This is a genomic window from Aquimarina sediminis, from assembly GCF_002895435.1.
GTDB lineage: Bacteria > Bacteroidota > Bacteroidia > Flavobacteriales > Flavobacteriaceae > Aquimarina > Aquimarina sediminis.
In genome coordinates, this window is sequence record NZ_POYJ01000004.1 from 212,190 (window position 1) to 226,653 (window position 14,464).

General features: G+C 34.6%; 13 protein-coding genes. 3 read left to right on the forward strand and 10 right to left on the reverse strand.

The features are described from left to right. Positions 1–4 precede the first annotated feature (4 nt). From C1X07_RS25445 to C1X07_RS11745, 3 genes are read left to right on the forward strand one after another with little or no spacing between them, the layout of a single operon-like run. A complete protein-coding gene (locus tag C1X07_RS25445; RefSeq protein ID WP_128755257.1) occupies positions 5–631 on the forward strand; it encodes a DM13 domain-containing protein in 627 nt (208 codons plus the stop codon). Between the two features lie 53 nt (positions 632–684). Beyond that, positions 685–1,176, forward strand: coding sequence for a peptide-methionine (S)-S-oxide reductase MsrA (gene msrA, locus C1X07_RS11740; protein WP_103070208.1), 492 nt, complete (start codon positions 685–687; stop codon positions 1,174–1,176). A 33-nt stretch (positions 1,177–1,209) separates the two neighbouring features. Beyond that, positions 1,210–1,671 (forward strand): carboxymuconolactone decarboxylase family protein, encoded by a 462-nt coding sequence (locus tag C1X07_RS11745; RefSeq protein WP_103070209.1) that lies wholly within the window; start codon positions 1,210–1,212, stop codon positions 1,669–1,671. 141 nt (positions 1,672–1,812) lie between these two features. Here the strand turns inward: C1X07_RS11745 and C1X07_RS11750 are convergent, their stop codons facing one another. The 10 genes from C1X07_RS11750 to C1X07_RS11795 form a co-directional block, all read right to left on the reverse strand. Further along, complete coding sequence (locus C1X07_RS11750; protein ID WP_103070210.1) at positions 1,813–3,396, reverse strand: hydantoinase/oxoprolinase N-terminal domain-containing protein; 1,584 nt, start codon at positions 3,394–3,396, stop codon at positions 1,813–1,815. Then, entirely contained in the window at positions 3,386–4,483 is a 1,098-nt protein-coding gene (locus tag C1X07_RS11755) for a DUF917 domain-containing protein (protein ID WP_103070211.1), read from the reverse strand. The genes C1X07_RS11750 and C1X07_RS11755 overlap by 11 nt, the downstream gene beginning before the upstream one ends. Next, positions 4,464–5,681 (reverse strand): cytosine permease, encoded by a 1,218-nt coding sequence (locus tag C1X07_RS11760; RefSeq protein ID WP_103070212.1) that lies wholly within the window; start codon positions 5,679–5,681, stop codon positions 4,464–4,466. Before C1X07_RS11760 ends, C1X07_RS11755 begins: the two co-directional genes overlap by 20 nt. 2 nt (positions 5,682–5,683) lie before the next feature. Further along, positions 5,684–6,676 carry a zinc-dependent alcohol dehydrogenase family protein gene (locus C1X07_RS11765; RefSeq protein ID WP_103070213.1) on the reverse strand — a complete coding sequence of 331 codons (993 nt, stop codon included), beginning with the start codon at positions 6,674–6,676 and terminating at the stop codon, positions 5,684–5,686. Continuing rightward, positions 6,673–7,005, reverse strand: coding sequence for a hypothetical protein (locus C1X07_RS11770; protein ID WP_103070214.1), 333 nt, complete (start codon positions 7,003–7,005; stop codon positions 6,673–6,675). Before C1X07_RS11770 ends, C1X07_RS11765 begins: the two co-directional genes overlap by 4 nt. Then, a complete protein-coding gene (locus tag C1X07_RS11775) occupies positions 7,002–7,346 on the reverse strand; it encodes a hypothetical protein (protein ID WP_103070215.1) in 345 nt (114 codons plus the stop codon). Before C1X07_RS11775 ends, C1X07_RS11770 begins: the two co-directional genes overlap by 4 nt. A 2-nt stretch (positions 7,347–7,348) precedes the next feature. Beyond that, positions 7,349–8,149 carry an aspartate/glutamate racemase family protein gene (locus tag C1X07_RS11780; RefSeq protein WP_103070216.1) on the reverse strand — a complete coding sequence of 267 codons (801 nt, stop codon included), beginning with the start codon at positions 8,147–8,149 and terminating at the stop codon, positions 7,349–7,351. Beyond that, entirely contained in the window at positions 8,146–9,813 is a 1,668-nt protein-coding gene (locus tag C1X07_RS11785) for a hydantoinase B/oxoprolinase family protein (protein ID WP_206604233.1), read from the reverse strand. The genes C1X07_RS11780 and C1X07_RS11785 overlap by 4 nt, the downstream gene beginning before the upstream one ends. Before the next feature lie 2 nt (positions 9,814–9,815). Further along, complete coding sequence (locus C1X07_RS11790) at positions 9,816–11,879, reverse strand: hydantoinase/oxoprolinase family protein (protein ID WP_103070218.1); 2,064 nt, start codon at positions 11,877–11,879, stop codon at positions 9,816–9,818. A gap of 125 nt (positions 11,880–12,004) precedes the next feature. Beyond that, positions 12,005–14,377, reverse strand: a complete 2,373-nt coding sequence (locus C1X07_RS11795; RefSeq protein ID WP_103070219.1) for a TonB-dependent receptor — start codon at positions 14,375–14,377, stop codon at positions 12,005–12,007. Positions 14,378–14,464 lie beyond the last annotated feature (87 nt).

The window sequence follows — 14,464 nt, forward strand, 5'->3', positions numbered from 1 at the left end:
ACTCATGAAAATTATAGCCACCGCCACAATACAAGGTCCTGAAGCCAAAGGTAATGCACAAATTGTCGAGCTAGAGGACAAATCTTACCAATTACAACTCATCGATTTTTGGGTAGCAACTGGAGCTCCCGATGTCAGAATTGTATTTGGTAAAGACCCAGATGGAAAAATAGCTGAAGATAATATTCGATTTATATCTTCTCTACCAGATGGGGTCTTTACAGAAAACTTTACAATAGATCATATCAATGATCTTGTAGAGATGAAAACACTTATTGTCTACTGCAAGAAATTTTTTGCTCACTTTGGGCATGGCAAAATTATACTGTCTAGCAATAAAATAGTAAAAGACGATAGTGATGAAAATCCAGTTTTAAAAATCATTAAAAATATACCAGAAGGGTATTCTGAAGGAAAATATAATAACAAAAAATATAGTATCACAAAAGAGACTTTTAATGATGGGAAATCCTTTAAAATTTTTGGAGAGGAATTACAAGGCAATGACTTTATAAGTCTAAATTATTACATCACCAGTAGTAAAAACCTACTAAAACCATGTGAAATGCCTGAAGATAAAGTTATACATTTTCTAAAAAATGTAACCTTACTAAAAGATAAAGGTAGCTAACCTATTTAAATTGTATTGCAAAAAGAATTAAGAACTAAAAAAAGCAAAATAAAATGAACAATTACAAAAAAGCATATATAGCTGGCGGTTGTTTCTGGGGAATGGAAGATCTTTTTAGAGTACGACCGGGTGTAGTAGATACAGAAGTCGGTTATATGGGGGGAGAAAATGATAATCCCACCTATAGAAATCACCTTGGACATGCAGAAGGGATCGAAATCACCTATAACCCAGAAGAAACTTCGTTTAAGCTACTCTTGGATTATTTCTTTAGAATTCATAATCCAACCACTATAGACAGACAAGGAAACGATAGAGGTTCTAGCTATCGATCGGCTATATTTTTTCAAAATGATGAAGAAAAAGAAATTGCAGAAGAGGTTATTAAAATCGTTGATGCTTCAAACAAATGGGAAGCAAAAGCTGTAACAACCTTAGAGCCTTATTCAACATTCTGGCCTGCTGAACCAGAACACCAGGATTACCTGGCAAAAAAACCAAATGGATATACCTGTCATTTTGAGCGGTTTGGAACTTTTATTTAATTTATATCATTTATTCTAAAATTATAACCAACTATGAGTATCGTAAAATTTAAAAACATCAGGTTTAATCCAGATAGCACCCCTTTTTTGGGTATTGCAAAACAAATGGCAAAAGCGTTTGGGTATACCGCAGATTTAAAAACAGATAAAATCTTGGCACAATTATTACGTTTGCGCGTAGCTCAAAAAAACGAATGTGCTTACTGCATTGTATTACATGCCAAAACATCAAGAGAAATCGGAATCCCTGAAGCAAAAGTAGATAATATTTCTTCCTGGTGGAATAGTAATTTGTTTACCGAAAAAGAAAAAACCGCGCTGGCTTATTGCGATGTTTTAACAAAGGGTACTCATAAAAACTTTCAAGAGTACCACGATGCTATGACTCAGTATTTTTCTGAAATTCAAATTGCCGAAATTGCTGCAATCGTGATTAATATGAATCTATGGACTCGATTAAAACTAGCACAAGGAGAAGTTCCTTATATCGAATAAACCCATTCATAAGCATTTATTTAGTATCTATTTATGGTTTTAAAACAAACTCTCTGTTATCATATAAAACAGAGAGTTTGTTTTTTTATAACATTATACTATCTTAAGTTTTTTTTAAAGCTAAAATAAGACTGATATCATTTAAACAATCAAATCTCCACAAAGCTTCACTTTCAATTTTACAGTACCTGGAAGATATGCCAAGGGAATTGATTCTTTTGTCAAAATATGAATACTATTTTCTGAAGCTCCATTATCTAACAATTGTTTTTTTGTGTTGGATAGTAATTCCTGGAGCGCTTGTTTTTCATCTTTTTGTAGTGTATTTATCAATAGTTCTTCTTCACTACTAATTTGAGCAATACATGCTCCATAAGCATTTGCTACTTCCATATGCTCAGTAAAAATAACCTCTGAAGCTCCTGTTATCTCTCTGGGTAGCAAAAAAGCACCGCCACCACAAGCTACAACAGGAATATCTTTGGCATCTGTTTTTAATTTATCTACTAATTTTTCGATTTTCAATTGAATTGTATTTCTTACCTTTTCTAATATAACTGAGTAAGGAATACCTACCATTTGGAAAATCTTATTTTTAATCTCCTCACAACCTCTTGTTCCCTCTATTATCAATTGGTTTTCAGCTATAAAAAAATCAGAAAGTGTTATTATATTTCCATTAAAGGAAATAGCCTTTTCTTTCAACATATATCCTACTGAATCAGGACCTAATACACATTCTCCTTTTTCAAATCTAACAATCGTTCCTCCTCCAATACCAACAGCTACAACATCTGGCATTCTAAAATTAGTAAGTACACCTCCGATTTGAGCCGCTTGTGTGCTTTCTCTTGGAAAATAATTTATCAATACACCGCCATCAGAAGTTGTTCCTCCTACATCAATCACAATCCCATTATCAACCTTTGATAATGCTCCTGCTCCTCTTATACTATTGGTTGGTCCAGAAGAAATAGTAAGTACAGGAAAGTCTTGCACATGCTTTAGAGACATAAGTGTGCCATCATTTTGCCCTATAAATAATTGGGATGACAGACCTAAATCGTTCACGGTTTTTTTGAACGCATTCACCATTTTTGTTGCAACTCCTTGTAAAGCTGCATTTAGGATAGTAGCATTTTCACGTTCTAATAGCCCTAACCCTCCTACCTGGTGAGAACAACTTATTCTTATTCTATCGCCAAGTATTTCTCTAGCCCAACTGGCTACTTGCAGCTCTTGATCTGGTAGCGTTTTAGAAAAAACACCGGTAATTGCCAAAGATTCAACTTCTCCCTTCATTTTAAGAAGACACTCTTTAACCTCATCTTCTTTTAAAGGGCTAATTAATCTTCCATCAAATTCATAACCTCCATGCACCATGTATATCTGTTTCCCCAAAAGCTCTTTTAGGTCGTCAGGAAAATCTGCCATTGTTGGTATTGCACTACTGGCAGGTAACCCTATCCGAATAGCTCCAACTTTATTTAATTCTTTGCGTTCTACAAGTGCGTTAGTACAATGGGTAGTCCCCAACATTATATATCTAATTTTTTCTTTCTCAATATTGTCTTCTGCAATAACCTTCTCGATAGCATGTGCAATACCACTACCAATATCTAGTGTAGTGGTTTGTTTTGTTTTTGATAGTATTTTATTATCATGGGATACCAATACTGCATCTGTATTTGTCCCCCCAACATCTACTCCTATTTTATAGTACATTTTGTGCCTTTTTATTTAATTCTTCAACTGGAATATATTTTTCTTGATATCCAAACTTTTGAGGTCCTCCTAATTCGATCCCTTGTGGTGTTCGCCATTGCCTATCTGCTTTCATCCCCAGGACTACTACTCTAGTCCCATACTGAATAGTTTCTGCAGTAATAGGTTGTGCGTTTTCTGCATCAATAAGTACGATGAGATCTGGAGTAATTGCTACAGGCTTCCCATCTTTTTTAGCCATTAAAAACTCGTTTTGAAAATCCAATTCCATTTGAGAACCTTGATCATCCTCTAATCCCATAATCTCACAGAGCCCCTTATTCCACCTTCCTTCTGTTTTAATCTTTATATTGCTTACTTTTCCTGTAAACAATTTGATAGCTGATGCTTTTTTGATTAAAGAGTCCAACGGGTTTTGATTTACTGCTTTTGCATTCAGAATTGCTTCTCCAAGAGTCTGGGCATATGATACAATCCCGTGAACTGCGGCTTTTTTCACCTGTTTACCGCTCATAGGATAACAACCAATAGCACAACTCCCTCCCATTTGAATAGCAGTGGCTCCAACAAGTGTTTCTCCCCAAGTATTATCAATAGTATGGTATACATTTTTGTTTCCTTTTTCATCTGCTTGAGTAATTGGAGATACAGGGATATTATGTAGTGTAAATGTTACCATTTCTAATCTTGGAAATGCCCTACCCATACCATCAGCATCAACTAGTGGGATTTGTTTTTGAGCAGCTATTGAAAAAGGAATTACTCCATTAAGCCCCCCTGCTTCTGCTGGCATCACAGCATCAATTTTTCTTCCGAGGTAATTTTCCATCATTTCAAACGCTTTCAGAAACTCATCTCCAGAGAACAATTTCTCTACCAAAATCATTGGTGCTCCAAATGCGGCAATAGGTACGATCAGTGCACCATCATTTAGCTCATCAGCATGTATCAGATCTACCTCTCCATATTTATTAATTGCTTCTTTTGCCAGTAATTTTCCTATGTATGGATCGCCACCTCCTCCCGTTCCTAAAACGGTAGATCCCATGGCAATATATTCAATATCTTTATTGTTTATTTTTCTCATTATCCGTTAGTTTTTGAAGTATATAATAAGTAATCGCCGAAATGACGATTCCCAATATGTTTTTAATTTGAGAAGTCATTGTTAACATTAGTATCACACCAATCATCCAAGAAATTACTCCTTTCCAATTTACCTTTTTCACATCTTCTGTATAGGTTTTGGATAGGTAATAATCTGAAATCATTACTCCTGCGATCGGTGTAATAGTTATGGTTAATATTGTAATAAAATTCATAAAATGAGACAGTACTCCTATAGCAGCTAATAGAATACCTATGAGTCCTACGACCAATGTTGTTTTGGATCGAAAATCATCTTCAAGTTTTAATAGACCGTTAAATGCCAAACCCGAAGAATATACATTCATCACATTAGAGGTCCATGTAGCCAGAATAAGGATAGACATGGCGAAAAAAGGAAATCCTAAAGTCGAAAATATCTCAACAATATCATAAGTTCCCTGCGTGATAGCAAATATTGCCCCTATTGCCAACAAGCTTAAAGCTGAAGGAATAATTCCCAAAATAGATCCCAAAATGGCATCTTTTTTTGTTTCTGCAAAGCGATTGTAATCTGGTGCTATTACTCCACCTACAGATATAAAACCAATGGTAAAACCTATGGCTTGTAATAAGGGCATTTCCTCCTTAGGAGAAAAATTTAAAACATCAGACAAACTATGAGTTTTAAAAGTAACGACCAATCCATATGTCAGCAATAAAATGATAGCTGGAACTGCCAAGTAATTAAGCCATTTTAAATACTTAAACCCAAATACTGCAGTAAGAACCATAATCACTCCCCAAAAAACCGAAGATATCCATACAGGAATCTCGGGACCATTCATTTCGATCACTATTTTGGAAAAAGAAGCCCCGGCAATATTACTTTGAATCCCAAACCATCCTAAAGTAGATAATCCAATGACCAATCCTACTATTATTTTGGCACCATTATCCCCAAAACTACTTGATGCTAATGATACTGTAGTTTTTCTTTTGTCTACTGCGGCAATACTTAACAAAGACATAAAAAACACTACAAAGCTAAACCCTATCAAACCTGCCCAAAGAGATTTGTTTAAAGAAAGAGACGCTATCAATGTGCTTCCAACGAGTAAAGCAGGTACACTTACTATGCCACCAAACCAAACTCCTGCAAGACTAAACCATTTTGTTGTATTTTGATTTTTATCCATAATTAATGATCAATTCTTACTACTATTTTTCCCATTTGTTTGTTAGAGAGCATATATTTATATGCTTCTACAGTATCTTTAAAATCAAAAACGTTATCAACTAATGGTTTTAATTTTCCTTTTTGTATTCTTTCTAATACATAACTCACCCCTTCTTGTAATTGATTTTTATTCATTACATGATTGAACATAGAATATGCATAGAGGTTTGTATTTTTTCGCACCAAGTCTAGCAATGGAAAAGTTGGGAACTCTCCACTTAATAAACCGTAAATAGCAGCGGATCCTCCAAAAGAAAGAGCATCCATATACTGCTGATTGAACTCTGTACTTCCTATAGGGTCAAAAACAAACTTTATTCCCTTATGACCAGTTATTTCCTTTAATTTTTCTAACGTATTTTCTTCTTTTGTAACAATAACAACATCTGCTCCTAGGTTTTGTATACATTCTTTTTTCCTCTGAGTCCTTGTTGATCCTATAACAATAGCTCCTGCATCTTTTGCTATTTTTAACGCTCCTTGCCCAGCAGTTCCTGATGTTGCAGGAATAAAAACATAATCTCCTTTTTTTACTTTCCCTAATTTAAATAGTGCGTAGTATGCTGTTAGATATTGCATCCAAAAAGACGTAGCTTCCTCAACAGTATAACTATTTGGCACGTTGGTTAAATACTGTTCAGGTACAGTAGCATACTCACCTTGAACTCCATATTCTCGAGTATAAAATGGTATGGATGTTACTTTATCACCTTTTTTAAACTTTGTGACTTTATCACCAACTTCAATAACTTTTCCTGTTGCTTCAGAACCAATACGTGAAGGGAAATTGGGCTGTGTATAATGCATCCCATTAATGAACAGAATATCTGCCTGATTAAGTGCAAAGGCATTAACTTTAAACAGCACTTCACTTTCCTTAGGTTTTTGAATATCTATATCATCGAACTGTAACACTTCTAGACCTCCTGTTTTATGAAATCGTATAGCTTTCATTCTTCACTTTTTTGATTTAAAACATATATTAACTTGGTGTCTTCAAGTACATTTCCGGCTTGAGGTTCTAACGCATTTATATAGATAGCTGTTCCCGTTTTTAAATATGCCAAAACGCTTCCGTCTTTATTTAGCATTTCAATGCAACCTTTGGTAATAATAGATACCTCATTAAATGGATGACAGGAAAATCCTTCTTCTGGTATTCGAGTGCCCTTTTTTAGAAAAACTGTGCCCAGCGTGGTGGTTATTCCTTTATTTGTATGGGATAACAATTCATTATTATAATGTTCTTTTATTTTAGGATAGGTAATCTTTTTTAATTTCATAATTCGTTATTTTTTTTACCAAATAGCACAAAAACTAATTTGGCGTCCTCGATTACGATCCCTCCATGACCTTCAAAGTAGTCTACTATAAACAATTGCCCTGCATGTAAATATCTATCCATACTGAGGTTCTCTTCGAGTAAAATTTTTATTTTACCATCTACCAGCAATACAATTTTCTTTTGATCATGATGTGTAAATCCTTCTTCTGGTATTCGGGTGCCTTTTTTTAGGAAAACAGTTCCAAACTGAAGATCAAAACTTTCTTCTCTATGAATAAATAGTTCTTTTAAATAATCTTTCTTCTTTCCAGACGGGTATGTTACATCCAAAATATTCATAGTCACTCGCTAATAATTAACCTGTTTCCAAACTCAAACTCTTTGTCAAATAATTGAAACCGTTTTATGTCTTGTTCTGAAGGTGCCTGACAGCTCCATTTTCTTGATGGTTTCCAACTATATTTGTTTTTCAAAATTGCCGCTTGTTCGGCTTGTTTTAATGCTGCGATTGAAGGATCTATCACTGGGATACGCAACATATTCTGAATTTTTTCATAGAACCCAAACTCTAAAGTACACCCTAGTATTATAGATTCTGCCCCATCCTTTTCTATAGCTAATTGAGTAGCTTCAATCAGTTTTTGCTCTGTTAATTTATGATCTTCCTGAAATTGAGAGACTGTCATGCCAACACTCCTAAAAGATGCTAAATGTTCACTATAACCATACTCATTTATAGCAGTATGCATTTCATGTTCCCATTTTTTTTGTCCTATTATGACAGAGAATTTATTAGATAATCTTAATGCAATCTCTATAGAAGAGTGGCAGGGACCTACTACGACCATATCTCCAGAAATTTCTCGAGCTTCTAATAAAAAAGGGTCATAGAAACAGCCTATAATCAAAGCATCAAACTCTTCTAAGGATGCTTGCCTAGTTGCCTTTATTAGTTCTGTAGCTATTAATGAATTATATGTTCTATATTCTAAATTATCCATTAAACCAACAGCTGCATTTAGTGATACTACATGAACCTCTGTATTGGAGAATTTGTTTTCACGTATCATATTTGCAAAAAAAGAATCGTAGCTATCGAATCCTATTGGATTTAGATACATTATTTTTTGTGTGTTCTTCATTTTTTTATGTGATAAAATTCCTGTGCTTCTTTTTTAGTGATATATCCATTTTTTACATCTGATAATACCTGTTCTTTAGGTCTATCATTTGGATTACCATAGCCTCCTCCAGTAGCAGTAACACATCTTACAATATCTCCTTTCTCTAAATAAATATTTGTTCCAAGACTATGTCGTTCTTTGGTACCATTTTTCCTGATAATCATAAAATAGTTATAGGAACCATCATGTCCCTTATTCATACCCCATGTTTTTGTTTTTTCTCCAAGAAATGCTGCGGTCACATGAGCTCCATCTGATATGATCTTATAATCTAAATACTGTCCATTACCTCCTTGAAATTCTCCATAGCCGCCCCCTTCATTATGAAATGCATATTGTTCTACCTGTATACCATATCGCATTTCTCTGATTTCTATTGGAATGTTATAGGATTCGCCACTACCGCAAGACAGCTGACCTCGATTGCCATCGTGAGTCGCAGAGGCTCCCCACCCCCCTGCAAGTGGCTCTGCCTGAATATAGAATTGATTGGTATCAGGATGAGTTCCCGAAATAAACGTAGCACATACTGATCGTAAATGACCTGCCGGTAGTTTATCAGGGATAATTGGTGCCAATATTTTCCATAGCAGATCAATGGAGGTAATGAGTACCTCATAATAAACAGAAACTGCCGAAGGGGCTTCTGCACTTACAATAGTTCCTGGTTCACAAAGTACTTTCATCGGTCTAAATGCTCCTCCATTTGCATCCATACGGGGCGTAGTAATTGCTTTAAACAAGCTTCTGCAACCAGTAACCAACCCGCTAAAAGCTAAATTGGTAGCTCCTTTTACCTGTGGGTGTGAGCCATTAAAATCGGCTATAAATTCTGTGTCGGTAACAGTTACTTTTGCTTTTATAGGAAAAGGACCTTCTCCAAAACCATTATCTTCGATAGAGGTTTCACCTTCATACACTCCATTCGGAATTTCTTTTAAGGCTTCAATACACATGCGCTCTCCATACGCCAAAAAATCATTTTTTGCTTTCTTGTATGTTTCTAATCCATATTTCTCAATAATTGAAATTACACGTTTGGATCCCACCTCTGCAGCTGCAATTCCGGCATACAAATCACCCAGAGTACTATCTGGTAACCGTACATTAGCCTTTATCATATCGATAACAGCTTCATTAAACACTCCTTCAGATTTTATTTTGATAAATGGGAAATGCAAACCTTCTTGATAAATTTCTGTGGCAACTGTCGAAACCGAGCCAGGAAATGTCCCTCCAAGCTCTGTCCAATGGGCTTTATTCACAGTAAAAGCAACTAGCTTTTTATCGTAAAAAACAGGATATACAATAGAAACATCTGATAAGTGAGTACCTCCACCAGCATAGGGTGTATTGGCAATGATCACATCTCCTTCTTTTAGCGAGGTGGTTTCATTATATTTTTCTAATGTTGCTCTAACCACAGAATCCAAAGCAGCCAAAAATGCTGTTACCCCATTACCTTGAGCTAGCAATTCTCCTTTAGTATCTGTTATCCCTACTGCATAATCCAGTGATTCATAAATAATAGGACTCATACTGGTGCGTTCTAAGGTTTTAAACATCTCATCTCCTGCTGCCACTAGCGCATCCTGAATTATTTCTAATGTGAATTTTTCCATAACTATGCTTTTTGTAATGTTAAAATTAGATTTCCATATTCGTCTATATGTACTACATGCATGGGTGTAACTACAGTGGTAGTTGCTTTTTCTGAAATAATGGCGGGTCCTTGAATGGTCATCTTAGGTTCTAACAAATCTCTATGGTAGAAAGGAGTATTATGAATACCTAAATCATCAAAATCCACTTCTTTATTGTCAAATATTGCATCTTCAATTGCTTTACCAGTATTTTTCATCTTTGGAAAATCGGGTTTATCGACCTCAACTTCTGCGACCAAATGAAAATTGACTAATTCTACTGTAGTATCCAATTCAAAGGAATATTGCTTTTTATGTTCTTTATGGAAATACTCGATAATGGCTTCTAAGGGTGTATCGTTATCGAAATCTGACAGAAGGACTTTTACATAATGTTCTTGCCCTGCATAACGTAAATCGGTATAATAAGTAAATGTTATATTTTCTCGGGTATAGCCATCTATTTTGAAATTATTTAGTGCCTCGTTTTCCATTTCAGCAAATACCGATTGAATATTATGTCTTTGCTTTTGTACTAGAGTCAACACGTTAGTTCTAATATAATCTCTTCGTATGTCTGACATTAACATACCGAATGCTGAAAACACACCGGCATGAGGAGGAATGATAAGCTCAGATATTTGAAGTTCTCTTGCCAAATCTGCTCCATGCATGGCTCCTCCTCCTCCAATAACTACCATTGCAAAATCTCTTGGATCATATCCTTTATTTACAGAGATGAGTTTTAGAGCATTTATCATATTAGCATTAGCTATACGAAGAATGCCTTTGGCAATATCTTCTTTTGTTCCTTTTAATGACTTGCATAAAGGTTTTGAAGCTTCTTCAATACTTGAATAATCAGGTTGTAATTCTCCTCCTAAAAAATAATCTGGATGAATTCTTCCTGTCAAAATATTGGCATCTGTTGTCGTCAAATTTTTACCGCCTCGTCCATAAGCAGCAGGACCAGGCATTGCTCCGGCACTTTTGGGACCTACATGTAGTTTACCTCCTTCATCAATCCAGGCTATGCTTCCTCCTCCATTTCCTATTTCAACAATATCAATTACTGGTGTTTGAATGGGATATCCCGCTTCTATCCTTGAATGTTCTATTTTGTAGTTTGTAGTAATTTTTACCTGACCATTTTCTACCAGTGCGCATTTGGCTGTGGTTCCTCCTATATCTAAAACAATTAAATCCTTTCTATTAATTACTTTTCCTAATGCAATAGCTCCAAATACTCCACTTGCAGGTCCAGATTCTACCATGGTTATAGGATTATCCTTTACATCATTTATTGAAGTAATCCCTCCATTAGATTGCATAATATAGGGGGCGTTTTTCAATCCTTTTTCCTTTAATTTTTCTTCTAGATTATTAAGATACTTCTTTGCAATTGGAAGTACATACCCCGATAATGCTGTAGAACTTGTTCTTTCATATTCTCTCCATTCGCGCGTTACTTGAAATGAAGCTATTATTTCTACTTCTGGAAATAATCTTGATAACTCATCAACTAGCAATATTTCGTGCCTTGGATTTTTATATGCATGTAACAAGCATATGGCTATAGACCGAACATTCTCTTGTTTACATGCTGCGATGATCGAGTTTAATGTACTTGTATTTAGCTCTTTTATCACCTGACCTTTGTAATTCATTCTTTCCTCCACTTCGAATCTTAAATATCGAGGAACAAAAGGTGGCTGTTTAACAAAATTGAAATTGAATAAATCTGGACGATTGCATCTGGCGATTTCTAAAACATCTCTAAATCCTTTGGTCGTGATTAATGCTGTTTTTGCTCCTTTACGCTCTGTAAGCGCATTAATTACTACTGTTGTTCCATGTGCAAAAAAATTGATTTGATTTAAATCTATTTTTGCCTTTTCTATGGTATCCAAAATACCTTGTTCAAAATTAGATGGCGTTGTATCAGATTTAGCGACATTTACTCCTATGGGTTTGCCTGATTCTTTATCAATTTCTAGGCATACCAGATCTGTAAAAGTGCCACCTATATCAGTTGCTACTCTCATATCTTATTATTTTTTTATGTTACTTGGTTAAAAAAGCTACTAACTAGGTATGATTAGTAGCTTTAGTGCTGACTTAAAAACTAATTCAAATATATTTAATGAAAAATATGCTTTTTTAAAACAGATTAGAATTTATAGGATAAATCCAATCCATAAGTTGCTGGGTTTCCTTTCCAGGCTAAATCTGTTCCTCCGTTTGAGAAAGTTTGTCCAAAAAATTCTGTTATATAATCTTCATCCAATATGTTATTACCCCATACATTTAATGATATATTGTTGTATAGTGTAAACCCTATTCTAGCATTCAATAAATTATATGAGGATGATACTGCTTTATTATCTTCATGCCAATAAATCTTACCAGTACCTTTCATAGTTATATTGCCGTTGAAAGATATTTTCTTTGAAATATCAAAATTAGACTCTAGACCAAGAGTATAACTATCTTGTGGAATAAGTGGTGTATTATTTCCGGCTACATCAAAGGCTTCATTAGCCCCTGTACTTACTGTTGATGTTCCTCTATTTATTTTGGATTTACTTACACCATAGCTAGCAAGGACATCCAAATATTTAGACGGTCTTAATTTCAAATCTGCTTCGAATCCATAAGATTCACTTTCTGGAAAATTAAAATTTCCAATTCTTATATTTCCATCTCCCCCTATAATTAATGCATATTGTTGTTGATTTGAAAAATCTATATAATAGCTAGAAAGGTTTAAGACAAAGCGGTCATTCCAATAGCTATTTTTTATTCCAATCTCATAGTTATCCGTAATTTCTGCTTCATAATCTTCACTAAATCGTACTGTATTATCCTGATTAAACCCTCCACTCCTATATCCTCTCCCATAATTAGCGTACATGAGCATATTTTGGGTAGCTTTTAATGATAGTGAAACTTTTGGTTGTAACTGAGAATCTGTTTTACTTGGATTAGTATTTAATGTTCTATTATCCTGTGAAATATCATCATTATCATATCTTAATCCCAAAGAAACTGTAAATCTATTTGATACTTTATAATCTAAAAACCCAAAAGCTGCAAACGTACTATAACTATTGGTAAAGTCTGAAGTTGCAAAATCAGATTGAATACCAGTTGGTGCAAATGGAGGTGCAAAAAAACCAAAATCTGCTGTAGCTTTTGTAAACAAAAGCTTATCTGATTTTTGATAAAAAGCTCCAAGATCCCATGTCAATTTACTAATATCATTGGTAGAACTCAATTTTAACTCCTGGTTAAAAGTTTTTGAATTACTATCCTGAATTTGACGAAGTACATCGGCAGGGCTAAAGTCTAAATCTCCTACATGATTTCTATCTCCTTTGTTATACGTAGTAGAGGATACTAGTTTGATCTTATCAAAGTTAAAATCCATTTTTAAGTTACCATAGGCTCCTTTTAAAGAAGATACTCCAAATTGATCACCCACCACCGCATAGTTATTAAAACTATCCGGAGCCGCATTCCCAATATTATCTCCTGGTGTTTCATCTGTAATTGGCGATGCATAATATACTGCACCGGCTTCTGCATCGATTAATTGCCCTGTTAAGGTTCCTGAGACGGTATTAGAAAATTTTGCTTTTAGCTGCCCTCGAACCGTTAAATCTTCAATAAAATCAACGGGTTTGTTTAAGGTTTGGTTATCTATGATACCATCGCCTTTTTTATACGATCCTGAAACTCTATAAAATAGCTTATCTTTTATAATGGGTCCTGTAGAGGATAGTTGGGTTTTAAACAAATTACCGCTACTATATCCTGCTGCCACTTTGTTTTTAAATCGATTAGTTGGTTTATTGGTTACTATATTAATAGCTCCTGCTATTGCATTTTTTCCATATAAAGCTCCTTGTGGTCCTTTTACAATCTCTATGAGTGCTAAATCAAATAATTCTTGATTAATTAAATTTGCATCGGGTAAAGTAACCCCATCGATCACAAAAGCAATTGGTGATTCTCCATTTCGGATATGAGAGATCCCTCGTACCGTAATAAAATTATTACCAATATTTTGAGAAGTGGTAAAATTCACATTCGGAATTTGGTCTGAAAAAGATTGAACATTGGTGATTCCTTTGGTTTCAATAGCTTCAGAAACAAAAGTTACTACCGTTTCTGGTATAGATTGTATTGATTCTGCTCGACGTCTAGCCTGACCAACAACTCCTCCAAAACCTTTTACCACTATCTCCCCTAATTGAGCAGCGTCTTCCTCTAGTATGACATTGATAGTTTGCCTACCGTTCACTTCGATTTCTTGAGTTTTATACCCTAAAAAAGAGAAAACCAATTTTCCGTCTTGCTTTAATTTAATAGAGTAATTACCATCAAAATCTGTTGTTGTTCCGTTTGTAGTTCCTTTCTCAATTACGTTTACCCCTGTTAATATATCAGAAGAGGATCTAATAGTACCATTGACTGTTATTTCTTGTGACAATAAGATAAATGGACTAAAAAGAATAAATAATAATAATTTTTTCATCATTTTAAGATTTTCTTTACTGATTCAATTACTCAAAAGTATAGATCCTTATTTTCCTAATTTTTTATTCCATGTCTTTATTAATATATT

Coding starts and splice junctions, on each gene's coding strand:
- C1X07_RS25445 (WP_128755257.1), top strand. CDS start 5: ATGAAAATTATAGCCACCGCCACAATACAAGGTCCTGAAGCCAAAGGT.
- msrA (WP_103070208.1), top strand. CDS start 685: ATGAACAATTACAAAAAAGCATATATAGCTGGCGGTTGTTTCTGGGGA.
- C1X07_RS11745 (WP_103070209.1), top strand. CDS start 1,210: ATGAGTATCGTAAAATTTAAAAACATCAGGTTTAATCCAGATAGCACC.
- C1X07_RS11750 (WP_103070210.1), bottom strand. CDS start 3,396: ATGTACTATAAAATAGGAGTAGATGTTGGGGGGACAAATACAGATGCA.
- C1X07_RS11755 (WP_103070211.1), bottom strand. CDS start 4,483: ATGAGAAAAATAAACAATAAAGATATTGAATATATTGCCATGGGATCT.
- C1X07_RS11760 (WP_103070212.1), bottom strand. CDS start 5,681: ATGGATAAAAATCAAAATACAACAAAATGGTTTAGTCTTGCAGGAGTT.
- C1X07_RS11765 (WP_103070213.1), bottom strand. CDS start 6,676: ATGAAAGCTATACGATTTCATAAAACAGGAGGTCTAGAAGTGTTACAG.
- C1X07_RS11770 (WP_103070214.1), bottom strand. CDS start 7,005: ATGAAATTAAAAAAGATTACCTATCCTAAAATAAAAGAACATTATAAT.
- C1X07_RS11775 (WP_103070215.1), bottom strand. CDS start 7,346: ATGAATATTTTGGATGTAACATACCCGTCTGGAAAGAAGAAAGATTAT.
- C1X07_RS11780 (WP_103070216.1), bottom strand. CDS start 8,149: ATGAAGAACACACAAAAAATAATGTATCTAAATCCAATAGGATTCGAT.
- C1X07_RS11785 (WP_206604233.1), bottom strand. CDS start 9,813: ATGGAAAAATTCACATTAGAAATAATTCAGGATGCGCTAGTGGCAGCA.
- C1X07_RS11790 (WP_103070218.1), bottom strand. CDS start 11,879: ATGAGAGTAGCAACTGATATAGGTGGCACTTTTACAGATCTGGTATGC.
- C1X07_RS11795 (WP_103070219.1), bottom strand. CDS start 14,377: ATGATGAAAAAATTATTATTATTTATTCTTTTTAGTCCATTTATCTTA.